Annotated in this window: 17 protein-coding genes; 6 read left to right on the top strand and 11 right to left on the bottom strand. The window is 41.0% G+C overall.

Going from position 1 to position 18,530, the window contains the following annotated elements:
* The first annotated feature begins 93 nt into the window (after positions 1 to 93).
* The 3 genes from CH352_RS04745 to CH352_RS04735 all read left to right on the top strand — a co-directional run bounded on the left by CH352_RS04745 (position 94) and on the right by CH352_RS04735 (position 2,836).
* A complete protein-coding gene (locus CH352_RS04745; RefSeq protein WP_100705429.1) occupies positions 94 to 1,152 on the top strand; it encodes a glycosyltransferase family 4 protein in 1,059 nt (352 codons plus the stop codon).
* 2 nt (positions 1,153 to 1,154) lie between these two features.
* Positions 1,155 to 1,904, top strand: a complete 750-nt coding sequence (locus tag CH352_RS04740) for a class I SAM-dependent methyltransferase (protein WP_100705430.1) — start codon at positions 1,155 to 1,157, stop codon at positions 1,902 to 1,904.
* A gap of 218 nt (positions 1,905 to 2,122) precedes the next feature.
* On the top strand, positions 2,123 to 2,836 hold the full coding sequence (locus CH352_RS04735) for a hypothetical protein (RefSeq protein WP_243396220.1): 714 nt from the start codon (positions 2,123 to 2,125) through the stop codon (positions 2,834 to 2,836).
* 86 nt (positions 2,837 to 2,922) lie between these two features.
* On the opposite strand, the gene CH352_RS04730 is transcribed toward CH352_RS04735, so the two are convergent.
* The 8 genes from CH352_RS04730 to rsmH form a co-directional block, all read right to left on the bottom strand.
* A complete protein-coding gene (locus CH352_RS04730) occupies positions 2,923 to 3,861 on the bottom strand; it encodes a glycosyltransferase family 2 protein (protein ID WP_100705432.1) in 939 nt (312 codons plus the stop codon).
* Between the two features lie 129 nt (positions 3,862 to 3,990).
* Positions 3,991 to 5,388 carry a UDP-N-acetylmuramate--L-alanine ligase gene (gene murC, locus CH352_RS04725; RefSeq protein WP_100705433.1) on the bottom strand — a complete coding sequence of 466 codons (1,398 nt, stop codon included), beginning with the start codon at positions 5,386 to 5,388 and terminating at the stop codon, positions 3,991 to 3,993.
* Positions 5,388 to 6,464 (bottom strand): UDP-N-acetylglucosamine--N-acetylmuramyl-(pentapeptide) pyrophosphoryl-undecaprenol N-acetylglucosamine transferase, encoded by a 1,077-nt coding sequence (locus CH352_RS04720; RefSeq protein WP_100705434.1) that lies wholly within the window; start codon positions 6,462 to 6,464, stop codon positions 5,388 to 5,390. Before CH352_RS04720 ends, murC begins: the two co-directional genes overlap by 1 nt.
* Positions 6,461 to 7,612, bottom strand: a complete 1,152-nt coding sequence (locus CH352_RS04715) for a peptidoglycan glycosyltransferase FtsW (protein ID WP_100705435.1) — start codon at positions 7,610 to 7,612, stop codon at positions 6,461 to 6,463. The genes CH352_RS04720 and CH352_RS04715 overlap by 4 nt, the downstream gene beginning before the upstream one ends.
* On the bottom strand, positions 7,609 to 8,721 hold the full coding sequence (gene mraY / locus CH352_RS04710) for a phospho-N-acetylmuramoyl-pentapeptide-transferase (RefSeq protein WP_100705436.1): 1,113 nt from the start codon (positions 8,719 to 8,721) through the stop codon (positions 7,609 to 7,611). Before mraY ends, CH352_RS04715 begins: the two co-directional genes overlap by 4 nt.
* A 126-nt stretch (positions 8,722 to 8,847) precedes the next feature.
* Positions 8,848 to 10,338: a UDP-N-acetylmuramoyl-L-alanyl-D-glutamate--2,6-diaminopimelate ligase gene (locus CH352_RS04705; RefSeq protein ID WP_100705437.1), complete on the bottom strand. Its 1,491-nt coding sequence runs from the start codon at positions 10,336 to 10,338 to the stop codon at positions 8,848 to 8,850.
* Positions 10,316 to 10,675 (bottom strand): FtsB/FtsL family cell division protein, encoded by a 360-nt coding sequence (locus tag CH352_RS04700; protein WP_100705438.1) that lies wholly within the window; start codon positions 10,673 to 10,675, stop codon positions 10,316 to 10,318. The genes CH352_RS04705 and CH352_RS04700 overlap by 23 nt, the downstream gene beginning before the upstream one ends.
* Positions 10,672 to 11,631: a 16S rRNA (cytosine(1402)-N(4))-methyltransferase RsmH gene (gene rsmH, locus CH352_RS04695; RefSeq protein ID WP_100705439.1), complete on the bottom strand. Its 960-nt coding sequence runs from the start codon at positions 11,629 to 11,631 to the stop codon at positions 10,672 to 10,674. Before rsmH ends, CH352_RS04700 begins: the two co-directional genes overlap by 4 nt.
* Positions 11,632 to 11,940: 309 nt before the next feature.
* Between rsmH and CH352_RS04690 the strand changes: the two genes are divergently transcribed.
* Together CH352_RS04690 and CH352_RS04685 are read left to right on the top strand one after the other, a co-directional pair.
* Positions 11,941 to 13,935: a methyl-accepting chemotaxis protein gene (locus CH352_RS04690; protein WP_100705440.1), complete on the top strand. Its 1,995-nt coding sequence runs from the start codon at positions 11,941 to 11,943 to the stop codon at positions 13,933 to 13,935.
* 23 nt (positions 13,936 to 13,958) lie between these two features.
* Positions 13,959 to 15,950: a methyl-accepting chemotaxis protein gene (locus CH352_RS04685; protein WP_100705441.1), complete on the top strand. Its 1,992-nt coding sequence runs from the start codon at positions 13,959 to 13,961 to the stop codon at positions 15,948 to 15,950.
* Between the two features lie 47 nt (positions 15,951 to 15,997).
* Here CH352_RS04685 and CH352_RS04680 read toward each other — a convergent pair whose 3' ends face one another.
* Together CH352_RS04680 and CH352_RS04675 are read right to left on the bottom strand one after the other, a co-directional pair.
* A complete protein-coding gene (locus tag CH352_RS04680) occupies positions 15,998 to 16,873 on the bottom strand; it encodes a CheR family methyltransferase (protein WP_100705442.1) in 876 nt (291 codons plus the stop codon).
* Between the two features lie 3 nt (positions 16,874 to 16,876).
* Positions 16,877 to 17,146, bottom strand: a complete 270-nt coding sequence (locus tag CH352_RS04675) for an STAS domain-containing protein (protein WP_100705443.1) — start codon at positions 17,144 to 17,146, stop codon at positions 16,877 to 16,879.
* Positions 17,147 to 17,322: 176 nt separating this feature from the next.
* On the opposite strand from CH352_RS04675, the gene CH352_RS04670 reads away from it, so the two are divergent.
* Positions 17,323 to 18,072: a menaquinone biosynthetic enzyme MqnA/MqnD family protein gene (locus tag CH352_RS04670; protein WP_100705444.1), complete on the top strand. Its 750-nt coding sequence runs from the start codon at positions 17,323 to 17,325 to the stop codon at positions 18,070 to 18,072.
* 23 nt (positions 18,073 to 18,095) lie between these two features.
* On the opposite strand, the gene CH352_RS04665 is transcribed toward CH352_RS04670, so the two are convergent.
* Positions 18,096 to 18,527 (bottom strand): hypothetical protein, encoded by a 432-nt coding sequence (locus tag CH352_RS04665; RefSeq protein ID WP_100705445.1) that lies wholly within the window; start codon positions 18,525 to 18,527, stop codon positions 18,096 to 18,098.
* Positions 18,528 to 18,530 lie beyond the last annotated feature (3 nt).

Here is an 18,530-nt window from a genome sequence, read left to right as displayed (position 1 = left end):
AGTAAACTTTTCTAATCGTTATTGAGCAATAAAAATTTATCTAAACCAAAATTACTATTTATCTCAAGAAAGTGGCCACCCGCTATCGGGGGAATGGAAACATATTCCTTTGAACTTTATTCAGGCTTATTGACTGAGTATAATATAAAACTTTTAGCTCTTCCCGGAAAAAGCAATGGCAAACCCCCTAGCTTGTTATCATTAGGCCTTTTTATTGCAAGAGTAACCTTGTATTGCCTATTGTACGGACGAAAATTCGATCGGGTCATATTTACAGATACTCTTTTGTTTCCAGCCGCTCTTACTCATTCTTTAGTAAATAGAAAGGCAAAACGTATCTCAGTTCTGTATGGACTAGATTTAGTGTATTCGAATCGGAAAGGGTTTGCTCCATTTGTATATGGATTCATTCTGAAATTTATCGCAAGTATTCGAAAGATTTTCTTTAAAATTGTTACAATTTCGCGATCAACGCAATCAATTGCAATTTCGAAAGGATTTGATAATACTTTAATTATTGTACCCGCGTTACCAAATCAAGGGTTCACTTCTAACCTACCGAATGTTTTTACAAAGCCGGATAAATATTCAGTCAGTGAACAACCAATTTTCTATTTTGGAAGATTAATCCCTCGAAAAGGCTCCCTTTGGTTTGCTAAAGAGGTCTTACCCAACTTACCGGACGAAGTCTCCTTTTTTGTTTCTGGTACGATAAATGATCCTGCTTACGCTGAAGAATTATTTTCCTGCCCTAAGGTAATATATTTAGGCACAATACCAGGAAACGAAATTGTAAATTATATTCGTTATAGCTCTCTGGTAGTTATGCCTAACATAAAAATTCCCGGTAGCACCGACAGGGAGGGATTTGGATTAGTAGCAGTTGAAGCCTCGTCAGTCGGATGTAGGTTGATCGCGAGCGATCTAGAAGGCCTGTCAGATGCCGTGAAAGAAGGCGTTACCGGTTTTCAAGTTACTCCTAATGATCCGGAAAAATGGATCGATAAAATCAGAGAATTGCTTTCTCAATCCCAAAAAGAAAAAGAAGAATGGATTCGCTCATCCTCGACCGCCACCAGGGAAATCTATTCACAATCCCTACTAGTACGTAAATTTTCAGATTTGCTAGAATTCAAATCGAATCAGAAATAACAATGGCAACATTAGAAAATAGGGATTTAAAACCGCATGCGATTTTAGATGAAAGCTCAAGATATAAAAAGGCGAAGAAAATCCATCTTCTAACGGAAAAATTCGGATTACATAGAAAAGGAACCTTACTCGAAGTAGGAACCGGATCCGGTTTTATCGCTGCTTATTTTACGAAAATATTCTCGGAAGTAAATTCCGTAGATGTGAACGATCAAAGGCAAACAGTCGAAAATATACGTTTCAAAAAAATAGAAGGTACAAAACTCCCGTTTAAAAATGAATACTTTGATTTAGTAATTACAAATCACGTAATAGAGCACGTCGGTAATTATGAAAATCAAATCGATCATTTGAAAGAAATTTCAAGAGTGTTAAAAAAAGATGGGATGTTATATTTAGCTGTCCCAAATCGTTGGCGACTAATCGAACCTCATTATAAATTGCCACTACTGAGTTGGCTCCCACATTTTTTATCTAATTTATACGTAAGGCTGACCCGGAAAGGAGATTTTTATGATTGTTTTCCACTCTCAAGATCGGCTGCATTTTTGATCTTAAAAAAGACCGGCTTCGAAGTAAAAGAAGCAACAATGGAGGCAATTCGGATATACGCGGAAATAGAATCCCCTAGTCCCATTATTAAATTCTTCATTTCGCAGCTACCATCTTGGGTTTATATTCCTTTAATGCCATGGATGTCGACTTTAATATTCGTTTGTAAAAAAAAAGGTTTCTTAGGTTTTGATAAATGAACAAAAAAAAGATAAAGTTTATATTAACTCTTCTTTTCGTTTGCATCTCTTTAGGGTTTTTTACCTTTTATTTGTTCCGAAACTACCAAAATTTACCAAATATACATTGGAATGTCCGAACCTTTTTAGTTAGTGCCCTCTCTTTATGCATCTATACAGCGAATATTTTAATTGGAGGGATCATATGGTTCGTCCTTCTAAAAGATTACGGCGCAAAAATGGAATGGAAAGAGGCTTTAGGGATAATATCCGTTTCGCAATTTGGAAAATATCTTCCTGGCAATGTCGGGCAACATGTTGGAAGAGTGGTTTTGGCAAATGAAAAAGAGGTTCCAATTATAACGACACTGCAAACTCTCTTTATAGAATCAGCTATTTTAGCAATAGCTGGTATTTCCATCAGCATTCTCGGTTTTTTTTCCTACAGTTTTCAAAGTTTTTACGATTCCCGAATCATAATCGTCCAGTTAACTTTATTGGCGTTGGCCGCATTGTTTCTTCCGAAACTTTTCTTTTTTCTAGTCAATCGATTCGCAAAAGGAAGATTGCTGAAATTTATGGGAGGAGTTCAATTACGAATTCCTAAATTCTTCACTTTAGTAATCGTCAGTATTCTATATATTGTCACATTCTTTAATATCGGGATTGTTTTAGATCTTGTTGCAAAGGTAGTATTCGAATATTCCGACAGTAATGTATTCCTCTTAACAACCGCCTTTGCCTGGTCTTGGATACTCGGATATTTGACTCCTGGAGCTCCTGCAGGGCTTGGAGTCCGGGAAGCAATCATAGTGGCAAGTCTTGCCTCGCGATTCGAGCCAGGAATCGCCATCGGCCTTAGCGTTATCTTGCGATTTATAACGACAATCGGGGACGGAGCTGTCTTTTTAGTAGCTTCTTATTGTCGAAAAAAATCTTCTCGCGTAAAGTAAGCTTAAATATGCAATACTATTAGGAAGTTCAATATCAAGAATTAATGATATATTATTGCCGAGAGAATAGATTTTGTAGAGATTACTTATTTTGAAAAAGTCCTCTTCTTCTCGTAATATAAAATCTCTTCGTTCAATTTCCGATTCATCCCGATCAAAAACGCAAGGATCGCAGAAACCAAAAATAAACCGGATATAATCACCAATACGACAGCAAACAGTAAAGACTGCACATGCCCTTTTCCGATCCCTAAATAGAAAAAGATCAAAAACCGGATCGCAATCGCTAATGCGGGAACAAAAGTAGTAACTGCCAAAACCCCAAAAAATTGAAAAGGCCTGTAAATGATGAGTAACCTTACCAAGGAGGTCCCTGACTTCCACATATGTTGGAAAATATTCTTAAACAGCCTAGACTTTCTAGTAGGCGGGTTGGTCGGGATCGGAATGGAAGAAACAGTCAGATCCATTTTGACTGCTTGTACGATCGTATCTAAAACATAAGAAAACTTAGTAGTAACATTCAGCCTTAAAAGACTTTCTCTTGAGTAGGCCCTAAATCCGGAAACAGTATCGGGGATATTGGTGCCGATCAGATTTCGGACGATTAGATTTCCGAACCATTGAAGAGTTTTCTTTAACGGAGAAAAATGTTCCACTTTCCATGGGACTCTGTTCCCGATGGCGATGTCCGCAGAACCATTCATAACCGGAGTGATCAGATCGGAAATATAAGAAGAAGGATACTGGTTATCGGCGTCAGTGTTTACGAAAATATCCGCACCACTTTCCAAAGCAGCTTCTACTCCGGACTTGAATGCTCTGCCAAGTCCTAGATTTTTTTTGTGAGAAATAATTTTACAGCCGTATGCAGCCGCAATCTCCGAGGTACGATCCGTGGAACCGTCATCCACAATCTGAACTTCTATCGTTTTGATACCGGGGATCTTTTTAGGGATCTCTGCAAGCACCGTAGAAAGAGTTTTTTCCTCGTTATAGCAAGGGATATTGATTACTAACTTCATTCTACTGCTTGTCAAAATGAGGGATTTTCGCGATTCGTCCAATACTTTTTAAGATGATCCGATTTAGAAAAAGAACCTAGAGATGCTCTTTGCGTCGATATAAACGTATTAGAAATTCTAAAATAGAATTTAAGACTTTAAGAGTTCAAGTCCCCAGTCCCGAACATTCCCCGCCCCTAAACTTACAAATACATCTCCAGGCCTAAGTAGTTCTTTTAAAGTTAAGAGATCTGCATCAAGATCCCCCGAAAGGATTTTAGGCCTAATCCTCATTTTATCGGCGATGAGTTCGGAAGAAACTCCAGGGATCGGATCTTCTCCTGCGGAATAGATAGGAAGAAGTAGAACTGTCTCCACTTGGTCCAAACTTTTAGCAAAGTCTTGGTATAAGTTTTTAGTACGAGTATATCTATGAGGCTGGAATAAGATAACAGGCTTTCCTCTTCCTCCGGATAACTCTCGGATCGAAGAAAGAACTGCTTGGACTTCAGTGGGATGATGCCCATAGTCATCATAAATATCCACACCATTCTTATTCCCAATATATTCTAATCTACGTTTGACTCCTGCATATCCAGAGACAGACTTTGCTGCCTCTTTGGGATCTGCTCCTAAAGAATAAGCAGCAAGAACTCCTGCAAGCGAATTAGTGAGATAATGCTTTCCCGGAAATCTGGAAGTAATTTCGAACTCTTTTCCATCCAGGAAGAATACCAGCTTCTTATCTTCTATTTTATAATGTACTAAATTTCTAAAGCCGATCGTTTTAGCATTCGCGTTCGAAGAGGAAGTAAATCCGAAAATTTTAGACTTATCTTGTATTAGCTCAAGGCAGTCAGATATCCCTGGATCATCCAGATCTAAAACCACAGTCTCGGTTCCGGAAGAAATAAATTTAGAGAAGGCCTCTAACAACTTCTCCCTAGTATGATAGAAGTCCAAATGGTCTTCATCAATATTCGTAAGAATACGCACCTGGGCTTTATGATTTAAGAATGTTCCGTCGGATTCGTCCGATTCAAAAACTCCTATCTTACCGGAAGAAAACCTTCCACCTACTCCGTTTAAAAAGGAAACATCTCCTCCCACCATTACAGAAGGAGAATATCCCAGATCGTTAAGTATATGAGCTGTCATCGCAGTGGTCGTGGTTTTTCCATGAGAGCCGCCTACTGCGATGCAGGTAAGATGTTCAAAACAACTATGCAATACTTCCGATCTATGAAAGAATCTAATTCCTTTCTGTTTAAAGAATATAGCAATCGGATGAGAATCCAAACGAATGGCAGAAGAATAGATCGCAGAGTCGTAGTCGATATTCTCCCCTAGATCATCAAGTTTGGAGAATATTTTTACTCCCTTCTTCTCTAAGTTTTCAGTGACCTGGCTTTTTTTTCCATCATAGCCTGAAACTTCGAAACCGGCATCCGCCAATATATGAGCCAGGCTGGACATACCGGAGCCGCCGATCCCAAGGAAAAAAGGTTTGGAAAAGCCCAGTCTTTGTTTAAGAGACCCGCTTTCCATTATTTCGTATTTTCGAAAAAGAAGCCGACCGTTTCAGTCGAAGCTTCTACATGAGAACATTCTAATGATCTAATAGACATTTGATTTAAGAGCTCAGGCTTCTCCGCAAACTCGTCCAAAATACGGAACAATTTACTCTCATCCTCATCTCTCTGTTCCAACAGTGCGGCGGCACCATTTGCTTCCATATACTTTGCGTTCGCAGTTTGGTGATCGTCTTTTGCGAACGGATATGGGATCAAGATCATGGGAAGTGCATAAGCAGCGCATTCGGAAAGGACCCCAGAACCGGAACGAGCGATCACCATATTGGCCCACTCATAATGTTCCGCCATATTATCCGAATAAGAGATCAGATCCGCATCCTTTGTTTTTTTGGAAACCTCGTCGTATAATGCAGTTCCGGTAAGCATCCTAAAACGGAATCTTTCTTGGATCACTTCATGTTTCATCAGGTTGACTACCATATTATTGATCTGTCTTGCTCCCTGAGAACCACCCATTACTAAAACGTTAAATTGTTTTTTCTTTTTAGGATCCCATTTTTCGCTGAACTTTAAAGCGAGCTTTGGGATAGTTTTGGATCTTAAAGGATTTCCTAATATTTCCCAACTACAGGAAACTTTTGTATCTTTAGGAGGAAAACTGAATGCAACTTTGTCCGCAAATCTAAAGAAGATACGATTTACTTTTCCAGGAATACAGTTCTGTTCGCATAGATACAATTTTTTGCCGAATATCACCGCGTATAGAAGAGCTGGAACGCTAGAGTATCCACCCATTCCTACGACTGCGTCCACACCAAGTTGTCTAAACTTAATCCAAGATTTCATAAGCTGAAATACATATCGAAAAGGTAATAAAAGAATATTTCCTGAAAGAGAAGGAGTATTATGCCAAACCACTTCGCAAGGAGCTTGTTTTAGATCCGGATTATCCTTATTTCGAATAAGAGAATGTAGGAAAACGTTAGAGACACCTAAGGAATCTTTTCGACTCACAAGACTTTCTGCAAGTGCGACCCCTGGGGAAATATGGCCCCCTGTCCCACCTGCTGCGATTAAAACCGATCTCATACGCCTATGTTTTCTTTTCTGGTTATATTGACAAGAATTCCGAAGGCCGCCAAAACCACGAGAAGTGAGGATCCTCCATAGCTCATAAACGGCAAGCTGATCCCTGTGATCGGAAAAAGACCAGTGACCACATAACTATTTATAACGAATTGGGTCCCCAAAATAAAAAGTAAACCTGCTCCCAGATAAAAACCGAAAGGGTCCTCCACTCTTTTAAGAAGAACATACACTCTGGAAAGAAGTATCATCACCAAAGCGAAGAAGAATAGGAAACCTATAAAACCAAAATCTTCCACATAAGTGGCAAGAACGAAGTCGGTGTGGCTATACGTTAGATACCTATGCGCGTATCCGCTGGCTAATTTATTACCGAACCAGCCTCCATCTAAAAACGCCCTAAAAGAAGTCACCAATTGATGGCCTTCATCATAACGAAAGCGATACGGATCTAACCAGACTTCCATTCTTTTTCTTCTGTAACCCACTTGGCTGATGAGAAGATAAGCTAAAGGAAGAGATACTAGTCCAACAAGAAGAAGGTTGCGTATCGGAAACCCGAATAAAAATACAAATGCAATCACCACGAATAAAATTTCCATGGTGGTTCCGAAAGCGGGCTCCGCTAGTATCAATATCAAAACAGCAAGCAATAAGATTGCAGGAAGAATGAATTTTTTAGGATCTCGGTTCCCTTTTAGTTTCAGCTTTACGATGAGAGAAGATAGATAAACTACGACCGCCAACTTTGCAATCTCTGAAGGTTGCAGCTGATATGGCCCAATCCCGATCCATCTGTGGAAGTTTCTTCCGTAATAAGTCCCTACGGATTTCCCAATTCCCGGAATAAATACCAAAACCAAAAGAAGAACGCTGATTATGATTCCGCCTAACGCAAATTTTTCCAAACGTTTATAGGGGAAATTTGCAAAGAAGAAGAACACTACAAGGCCTATGACCGCCCAGACCAATTGTTTTTTCAGAAAATATTCGGAGTCTTGAAATTCTCTCCATGCAGTCACGGAGGAACTGGAATACATCACACATATTCCAAAGAGTAGAAGAAAAAATACTGATCCTACTAGGACCAGATCGAAAGGGGAACCGGGAGATTCCCAAAAATCATTGAACTTTCTCCCGATAGTCTTCATTGTATTTTTAAACTAGATAATGAGATGATCGCAAGAATGATTGCTGCGATCCAGAACCGGATGACCACCTTAGTTTCAGGAACTCCTCCCAATTCGAAATGGTGGTGCAAAGGAGCCATTCTGAAAATTCTCTTTTGTCTCAGCTTGAATGAACCCACTTGAAGGATTACGGATAAAGATTCCGCAACAAAGATCCCGCCTAAGATGATAAGCAGGATCTCCTTCTTCAACATTACGCAGGTAAGCCCGATGGTGGCACCCAGAAATAAAGATCCAGTATCTCCCATGAATACTTGGGCAGGATGGCTATTGAACCAAAGAAAACCGATCAATGCTCCAGTTAATGCTGCCAGGAACACACTATACTCATGAGCATGAGGAAGATAAGGAATATTCAGATAATTTGCGGCAACAGGTGTTCCGGAAACATATGCAATCAACCCAAGAGTTCCGACTACGATCCCGGCAGTTCCACCTGCAAGACCGTCCAAACCGTCGGTCAGATTGACTCCATGAGAAGATCCTAATATTACTAAAATTGAAAATGGAATCGCAAAATATCCCCAGGATATAATAGGTCCTTTTACGAAAGGCAAAAACAGATCCGTCAAATGAAATAGAATTTTACCGGTAGTACCCTTAGGGGCTTCTCCAGTAGAATATAAGAAAACTCCACAGAAGATTGCAGCTAAAACTACGGAAACTGCAAACTTTGTACGGGCCCTCATCCCACCTTTGATCTTTTTAACAGATTTCATATAGTCGTCTATAAATCCCAAGGTAGCAAAAGAAATAGCACACGTAAGTAGAAGTATGATATTCGAATTTCTTAAATTCCCCCAAAGGAGAACGGATAATACCAAAGCCGATACGATCATCAGACCACCCATGGTTGGAGTCCCTGACTTGGCACTATGAGATTTTGGTCCGTCGTCTCTTACACTTTCTCTGAATTTTAATCCGTGCAAGAAATCGATCACTCTTCCCCCGAACCAGAAAGTCAGGAACATGGAAGTTAATCCGGCCATTAAGGCCCGAACGGTTACGTAACTGAAAAGTCTTAAAGAATCTAGATCTTGGAAAAATCTTTCGTATAAAAAGTAAAACATATCGTTTCTATGAAGACAGATTCGCCCGCGGCAAGTACGAGTAAACGTAAAAAAGAAAATCTTCTTCTCTGATTTAATTATCGACGCAAGTCAGGATCTGCGCCATTTTTTTTAGGCCTGGGAAGATTAGAGTTCGAATGCCCTTCGGATCTCTTCTCCGTCATCAAAGTGTCTTTTATCACGGCCTATGATCTGATAGTCCTCATGTCCCTTTCCAGCCACAAGAAGGCAGCCCCCCTCTTTTAAGTGAGATATCCCATAAAGAATTGCCTTTGCTCTATCTACTTCTCTAATCATCGGCGAATACCCGGCGTAAAAACCGGATTGTATATCATCTAAGATTACCTCGGGATCTTCTGTCCTGGGATTGTCTGACGTAAGTATAACCTTGTCCGCAAGTTCCTGGGCAATCTTTGCCATCTTAGGACGTTTGGTTTTATCTCTATCCCCTCCACATCCGAAAAGTGCGATTAACTCTTTGGGTTTGGATTCTCGGATACTTCTTAAAATATTTTCCAGAGCATCCGGGGTGTGAGCATAGTCCACCACAGCCATGCGGGATTTATCCTTGCTATAATAGATCTGAAATCTTCCAGGGATCTGAGGAATACTTTCCAAGGCTGATAAAAGCGATTTTTTCTCCCAACCTAAACCAAGTGCAGTCACGAAAGCAAGTGCAGTGTTCCTAACGTTAAAACCGCCCAAAAGATTTGTGCTGACTTCCGTATCTCCGCCCCAGGCATTCGAAAGTCGAATTTGGTAAGAAGTTTTTTCCAAAGAGAATGCTTCTGAATGGATCTCGAATTCTTCGGAACTTCTTCCAAGAGAGAAAATTTTCAGATTTGGAGAAGTAGACTCAACGACAGATCTAAAATCTTTTCCGCCAGGAGCGTCCGAATCTATAACACCGAAAGTTTCGGGATTTAATGCTACGGAAGAAAATAAAAGCGCCTTACTGTTTCGATAATCTTCCATGTTCGGATGAAAATCCAAATGATCTTGTGTGAGATTGGAGAATACTCCCACTTTGAAATGGACTCCGTTCGTTCTTCCAAGTTTTAATCCGTGAGAACTCGCTTCCATAAAAACATATTCCACTCCTGAATCGTACATTTCTTTCAGAATGGATTGTAGACTGCTCGGGTCAGGCGTGGTATACCCTGTGTCGGATAATATTCCTTTAAATTTAACGCCAGTGGTACCGATGATCCCACAGGATTTTCCCTGAGATTCTCCGAGATAGGCTAAGATATGAGTTAAAGAAGTTTTACCGTTTGTTCCGGTAACTCCAATCACTTTCAGTTTGGAAGAAGGGTCTCCTAAAATGACGGAAGCAATCGGTCCAGCCAAACTTTCCGGATCTAGATCCGACTTAAGAACTATCTTACTTTCTAATTTAGGAATTTTTAATTTAGATCCTATTAATATATATTTAGAGGAAGAGGCCTTTGCATATTCCGCACCCTTATCGCCGGAAGAGTCAGGAAGACAGAATAGATCGTTTGGCCTTAATTTTCTGGAATCCGTGCGAACAAAATCGAACGTTTCATCCGGAGTATAAGATCCTGATATTATTTTAATATTTGGAAAAAGATCAAGGAGCTCTGAAAGTTTCAAGTTCCGCCTCGTTTCTTTCCGGAGGAAGAGTCACAGTAATGATCCGGTCCCCTACTGTGATCGGTAAATAATGGTATGTCTTACGATATAACGCTTCTATTCTACGGGCAGAAGTATAAGTGGCCATTCCGATCTTTAAGTCGTCATTCTTTTTTAGAAGTTTTTCTTTTTCTTGGGAGGCAATTGCAAGTTCACGATTTAATCTAGAGACCTGAACATTCTGCCAAACGAATAAAAGTGCGATGCTAAATGGAGTTATAATCCAACCGAATACTCTAAACAAAAATCCAAGATCAGGCCAAAGGCGAAGGGATAAAAATTCTGAAACCCTGCTCATTCTTCATCCTCCTCTTCTTCATCTTCAGTATCGGTAGGAAGGGATTTATGGATGACACGTAATTTTGCGGAACGAGATGCCGGATTTTCTTTTGTCTCGGCATCCGAAGGAAGTGCAGGCTTTTTGGTAAGAAGTTTAGCTTCTCCGCCTCTTGCATAATCTCTGAATAAATTTTTAACGATCCTATCTTCCAAAGAATGAAAAGAGATCACTTGCAAGAGCCCACCCTTTGCAAGTAGGTCCAAAAGTTTTTTAACCCCGACCTCTATATGAAGAAGTTCCTGATTCACTTCTATTCTCAATGCTTGGAAAACTCTTGTAGCGGGATGTCTTCCTGGAGGCCAAAATTTTCGCGGAATCACTCTGGAAACCAATTGTGCAAGATCTCCTGAGTATCCGATCCTAGAATGTCTTCTTCTTTCTAAGATCGCTTCTACGATCTTCTTGGTCCAACGCTCTTCCCCATACTCGTAAAAAATTTTACTCAAAGCTTTTTCGGGATAAGTATTGATCACATCTTCTGCTGAGATACCACCGGAAGAAGAAAGCCTCATATCTAAAGGTTCATTCTCTCTAAAACTGAAGCCTCTTCCCGCATGCAATAGATGAAATGTGGAAATTCCCAAATCCAAAAGAATACCGTCCGGGGGATTGGAAACGCCAAAGCTATTCAAGAACTCGGAGTCGAGATCCGAAAAATTGGCTTCGATAGGAATAACTCTGGAAGAATACGCGGAAAGTCTTGCCTGGGCCCTGGATAACATGATCGAATCTCGATCTACCAAAACCAGTTTGGAATTAGGGAACTGTTCCAAGAGTAGAAGACTATGTCCTCCCTCTCCTGCTGTTCCGTCCAAAAAAAGGAGTTCTCGGTCCTTATCGAATACGGAAAGGAAGAAGGCAAGTATCTCCCGATAGAGCACCGAATAATGGACAGGTTCCAATTCGTTTCCCAAGTTCTACCCGCTTATCCAGAACGCAACCAAGAACCGTGCCGATTTCATATTCTTTCTAGGCTATGTTGGAACTCCTACATTCGTGGCAAACTCGTACTTACATAATCCCAAATGAGTAAGGCCCCAAACTCACTAACGCAAAAGCACTAAATTCTTGACTGTCCGACTTTCATAGATACAATGCCTGACGTTCTACCTTCTCTATAAATAAAAAATCCGCTCTGGTGACAAAGGCTTGAAAGGATTTGTCCGATTAAGCCGACGAATTATTATAAATCTCTGCCTCTTCAGGAAGGCCTTATAATAGGTATGCAAAAAAGCAGTTTAAAATTCATTCTTCTAGGCGCAGGCATCGTTATTCTTACTGTACTAACGTTATTGATCTCCGGTAATGCCTATTATTTCGGCCAGAAAAAGATCACCGAAAACCATTTAAACCAAATGCAGAATGTGGTAGCGGTGGTTGCTCAAGAGTTCGACGCATTTTTACTCTCTCATACGAATGTCGCTAAGACGTTAGCCGCAGATCCCAGGGCAATACAAACTGCACTCACAGGAAAACCGATTGCAGGTGATTTTTTCAAAGAAGTACACCATAGATACGGGATTTACGAAAACATTTTCGTGATGAGCTTGGATGGAGAAAAAAGGATCTTAGCCGATAGTTTGGATGGAAGGTCTCTGGGTTATAAAGCAAAAGGAGACGAGCTAAAGGATAATGTCGCCGCAGTAAAGGAGGGAAAACATTATTTAGGTCCTCCTCAAAAATCTCCGATCACAGGACTACCTGTTGCAGTGATATCGGTTCCGATCCGCAGCGGTGCGAATATAGTCGGAGTCTTAAACATTGCCCTCTCCTTTGAAGATGTTTCCGAAAAAGTGATCAATAGGATCCGCATCGGCGAGCAAGGTTACGTTTCCGTAATGAGCCAAACAGGACTGGTGATCGCTCACCCTAAAAAAGAAATGATCATGAACCTGGACGTGGCCAAAGAACCGTACGGCAAAAAGATGCTGGAATTAAAAAGCGGAGAAATTTTCGAATTCAATTTCAAAGGTGCGGATCGTTATTCTACGGTTTCCAGGTTGGACCAATGGAGAATGTCCATAATCGCCATCCAGCCTAAAACGGAGATAAGAGAAGCATTAGGAGAACTATTACTCTCGATCGGGATCATCAGCTTAACTACGGTCGGGATCTCTATTTTCCTACTTTATATTCTTCTAAAGAAAAGATTAGATCCGTTGGAAAATGCCGGCAAACTTTTCCAAACAATGTCTCAAGGCGACCTAACCTCGGACATTCAAGTGGTATACAACGACGAAATAGGCGCAATGAGCGCAGATCTAAATTCTTTTATCACAAGTCTTAGGATTTCTCTAAAGGATATCCAACGTATCGCGATGGAACTCGCTTCTTCCGCGGAAGAATTGACTGTTTCTTCCCAAAGTTTCGCAACGGGCGCCCAATCTACCGCTGCTTCTTCCGAACAAATGTCTGCGACTGTAGAAGAGATGTCTGCCGGTATGGAGAATATCTCCTCGGTCACAGATAGGCAATATTCGAATATATTAGAATTTCATACTAAAATAAAGGAACTGTCTTCCGGAGTTAGAAAGATAGGCTCAGAGATCAAAAACACTCTTCAGGTCGCAGAATCCATCTCCCAAGAAGCAAAGAGAGGAGAAAGTTCACTCACCGGAATGAGCAACATGATAGAGAATATCCTGAAGTCTTCCGGAGAAATGAAATCCATTATCGGGATCATCAACGATATTTCCGACCAAACACAACTTCTCGCATTGAACGCTGCGATCGAAGCTGCAAGAGCTGGAGAAGCAGGAAAAGGATTCGCAGTGGTCGCGGAAGAGATCTCCAAACTTTCAGTCAAAACAGCTTCTTCTATCAAATCCATTGGAGAAATGATCAATAAGAACAATTCCGAACTGGACGAAGGCGCTAAAGGAATACGTTCTTCAGTGGAGATCCTTCATAGCATCATCAAAAACGTGGATTCTGTTGGTAAAGCGATGAACCACCTATTTGAGATCACTTCTGCCCAAGAGTCCGTAAACAGATCCGTAGACGAACAATCGGATCGTGTTGGAACAGAAGCGGAAGGAGTAAAACTCGCAACCGATGAGCAAAAAAGGGCAGTAAGAGAGATCGCCCAGGTAATCACTCAGATCAACGAACATACATTAAATACAGCGTCCGGTTCAGAACAGATGTCTTCATCTGCTCAGAACCTTGCTACCACCGCAGAAGTACTGAAAAATATAACCGAAAAGTTCAAAATATAATCCTTCCCGATTCGACTCACAAAATGCAAAGAAACAGTTTAAAGATCATTATCCTCGCAGTAAGCACAATTACTATCGTTCTACTTACAGTGGGAATCTCCTCATTCGCATACTTTACCGCAAAAAAATATGTAGAAGAAGCTTACATCGACGAGATGAAAAAGATCTCGAGACTCGCTGGAAAACATATTAAGTTTTTCTTCGATCAACAGACTACTTTAGCGGAATTCGTGAATTCAAACGTTCCGTTTATCAAGGCAACCATTTCTAAGGATAAGGGCAACCTGAATCCGACACTCGAAAACGTATTCAAAAAATATGATACTTACGAGAACGTATTCTTATCCACCCCAGAAGTAAATCCTTTAGTCTTCGCAGACGCCACGGGAAAAGCGATCAATTTCCGTTGGGGAGGAACAGGCTTTGACGCAAATATCAAGGCTGCATTAGAAGGAAAAAATCTTTTAAGCAAAGTAAACCGTTCTCCGGTAACCGGAGAAGCAGTTGCGGTTCTTACTGTTCCAACCAAAGACGGAAATCAAGTAGTAGGCATTCTAGGTTTTGCGATCTCTCTTAGCAAAATGACTGAGACCATAGTAAACGGAATTACGATCGGATCCGACGGATACATTGCAATCACCGATCTGGACGGCGTAGTCGTAGGGCATCCGGATAAATCGCTCATCTTAAAATTGGATCTAAGCAAAACGGATTGGGGCAAAAAGTTAATGACCCTTCCCTCCGAACAACATATGGAGTATTTTTTCAAAAAGGAAAAAATCGCCACGGTTTACGATGTTCCTGAATACGGGCTTAGGGTTTCCGCAGTAGTATCCAAGGACGAACTCGCAGAAGTAGTTCACCAAATGTTATTTAGGATCATCGCATTTGCTCTCGTCTTCTTGATAGTTTCCATATTCGTTATTTATAAAATAGTAAACGTTCGCCTCCATCCGTTACAGGAAGCGAGAGAATTATTCCGCTCCATGTCGACTGGAGACCTAACAGCAAGTTTAAAAATTTATCATGAAGACGAGATAGGAGATCTGAGTAAAGATACCAACTCCTTCCTAGAAAGTCTTAGAACTTCAGTAAGGGATATCCAAAAGATCTCCCAAGAACTTGCGGCTTCTGCAGAAGAATTATCTGCGAGTTCTGAAAACTTCTCCAATGGAGCTCAGTCCACAGCGGCATCTACGGAAGAAATGTCCGCCACAGTAGAAGAAATGTCCGCAGGGATGGACAATATTTCCGGCTCCATCTACAATCAGTACAAGAATATTTCCGAATTCCAGATCAAGATCACTGAACTCTCTCAGAGTGTAAACCAGATAGGCAGAGAAGTCCAGGATACATTGAACATGGCAAGGTCGATCTCTCTCCAGGCAAAAAAGGGAGAAGAATCACTTTCCGGAATGAACGCGATGATCTCGAATATTCTAAAATCATCCGGAGAAATGACCGCGATCATAGGGATCATCAACGATATCTCGGAACAAACTCAACTTCTCGCATTGAACGCAGCAATCGAAGCGGCAAGAGCTGGAGAGGCAGGAAAAGGATTCGCTGTCGTTGCGGAAGAGATCTCTAAACTCTCAGAAAAGACAGCGTCTTCCATCAAGTCCATCTCCGCAATGATCACTAAAAACACCGGAGAATTGGACAGCGGCGCTAAAGGGATCCAGGCATCCACCGAGATCATTCATGCGATCATCCGGAATGTGGATCAGGTTTCAGGTGCAATGGATAGATTATACTCCATCACAGGATCTCAAACTGAGATCAATCAAGCTGTGACAGATAACGCAGGAAAAGTCAAAACGGAATCGGAAGCGGTAAAATTATCGACTGACGAACAGAAAAAAGCGGTTTCGGAAATTTCTCAAGTGATCATGCAGATCAATGAGCATACGATCAATACTGCTTCCGGAGCGGAACAAATGTCTTCTTCTTCCAGAAACCTGTCGAATACCGCGGAGATACTCAAAAATATCTCCGAAAAATTCAAACTCTAATCGTTTAGAAATTTAAACTAAAATGACCTATTTAGAAACAGCGGAAATCAAATTTTAGGTTTTTTCTGATAAACAGTATGACCTAAGAACTTATACGCTTCAGAAATACCAAAAAGAGTTTCAGAGTGACCGATCACTAAAAGACCTCTGTCCTTCAGCACATGTTCGAAATTCTCGAAAATTTTCTTTTGGGTAGGCTTATCGAAATAGATAATCACATTTCTACAAAAAATACAATCCACCTTCTCTCGTATCGGATAAGGAGTTTCTAAAAGATTTACTTTATGGAATTCGATCATGGACTTGATCTCCGGTTTTACCTGATACGTGTCCTGGTTCTTTCCGGAAAGATCCTTCACTTTTAGAAAATATCTTTTTTTAAGATTCTCGCTTACAGGCTCCAGACGATCCGCTTTATAAATACCTTCTTGAGCTGTTTGCACCACATTCGTATCGATATCGGATGCAAAAATTTTAATATCCCAGCCAGGCTTGTGCATAAAATATTCGGCACAAGTGATCGCAATTGTATAAGGTTCTTCGCCTGTGGAGCAGGCACTGGACCAGATACGAAGCTGTTTTTTTCCGGACTTCAAGGCCTTCTCCTCTACGGAAGGAAAGAAAGTCTCCTTTAAAAATTCGAAATGATGATTTTCTCGGAAGAAATCCGTTTTATTGGTGGTAATACGATTGATAAGTTCCGTAAGTTCACTCTGAAAAAACTTGCGGTCTGCCTGCAGACCTCGGATATATTCCGAAACATTCTGCATTTTATGCATTCTGGCCCTGGAATTCAGCCTGGATTGGACCATTATCTTTTTATGATCCGCCAAGAATATTCCGGTTTCCTTATACATCAAATCCTTGATGAATTTGAACTCTTCGTCTGTGATCTGAGAAAAACTGGAAAAACTATCATCCATAAATCAGCGAATACCCAATGCCTGATCTAAAGCGACTAACTTAATAATTTCCAGTAATTTAGGGCTAACATTAATAGTTTCCAAGAGTACTCCCTGGCCTCGGAGACGATTTGCAAACGCCACCAGGGTCCCTAAAGCGACCGAAGTAAGCACCTGCACTTCATCCAGATCTAAAATTACAGAAGCAGGATTCCCTTCTACATGAGAATTCAAATAGGCACGCAAAGCCTCATGATCACCATTTAGGATCTCATAATCTACTTTGATCAGCATCGGTTTCGACGGACTCATTCCATAGATTGGACGAACAGGTCCCTACCCCGGAATACAGTCGGGAAACAGCCTGGAAAAGAAAAGGAAAAACTAATTTTTCTGGCTTAGAAGGCAAGCGTCGTTTTTCTGGTAAATAGGCTAAAAAAACGGATCTTTTTTCTGGAAAAAAACAATAAGTGAGAATCGGAATCGTTAAACATCTGAACGCACGTCCCCTAACCTGGGGATTCGAGCAGAATTCAGAGCATAAAGTCGTCCCAGAAAATCCCTCCCTCCTAAAGGACTATTTATTACGGGGCCTGGTAGACGTAGGGTTAATCTCCTCCATCGAATGCCTACGAAACGAGGACGTACTTTCCGTTTCCATGAAAGTCGGGGTCTGCGCCTCCGAGCAGGTCCGCTCCATTAAGTTTTTCAAAAATAAAAAAGAAGCCTACCCTCCTTATCGAATACTCACTGACAACGGTTCCAGGACCAGCATGGCCCTGGTACGAGTGCTCGTGCATAACGATTCCGGAAAATTGCCGGAAGTGGCTCCCACAGACCCTAAGATCATCAAGGAAGAAATTTCCATCGGACGAGGGTCTCATATGCTTTTCGGGGACAACGCGTTATTCGCAGAATGGGACCCGGAAGTTTACGAAGTAAAGGACCTGGCAGAATGGTGGTATGAAACCACTGGAACCTCATTCATATTCGCTCTCTGGGCTTCCAAAAAACCGTTGGAACTACCCGATAGCTTCTATGAGGATTCCTTAAAATACGGCCTAGCACATATCGAAGAGATCATCCAGAAAGAATCCAGGCTTCCTACCGATCTGGTCCGAACCTATCTCACCCAAGAACTACATTACGAAATTACGGAAAGCGATCGTAAAGGTTTTGAGTTATTTGGAAAGTATTGTAACGAGTTGGGAATTCTTTAGAACTGTTCAGTTTTAAACAACCCCTAGTTTTGGGGCAGAAGGGGCGCAACCCATGTATCATGGAGATTGCAGCGAATATATACCATCTGTCTTTGCTGGACCTCCAAAGGAAAAGACAAATCAAGCCTTACATTGACTGACTGGAATTTTCCTTTCATCGGCCTATCTAAAGATACGCTCACTAGGTCGTTTTTGTCTTTGTTATACACTCCGACTCTTTGGATATAATGATTCTCATCGAAATATTTCGGATCTTCAGTTCTAACAATCAGTACTTTTTTACCCGGAATGATAGATTCGATCTCGAACTTGGGAGTATGTTTCGGTTCTAGACCCGCCCATTCTCCGGGTGTTTCTGCAGTGTATTCTGCCTGAGGATCCTTCGGTTTAGAATCCTCGGAGATCCCGCAAGAGATCACGAATAACAGACTTAAAACTAAAATTTGATATTTCATTTT

Origin of the sequence: Leptospira hartskeerlii, assembly GCF_002811475.1 — a bacterium.
GTDB lineage: Bacteria > Spirochaetota > Leptospiria > Leptospirales > Leptospiraceae > Leptospira_B > Leptospira_B hartskeerlii.
Note: the sequence above shows the minus strand (reverse complement) of the source record. Positions and strands in the feature narration are given on the sequence as shown.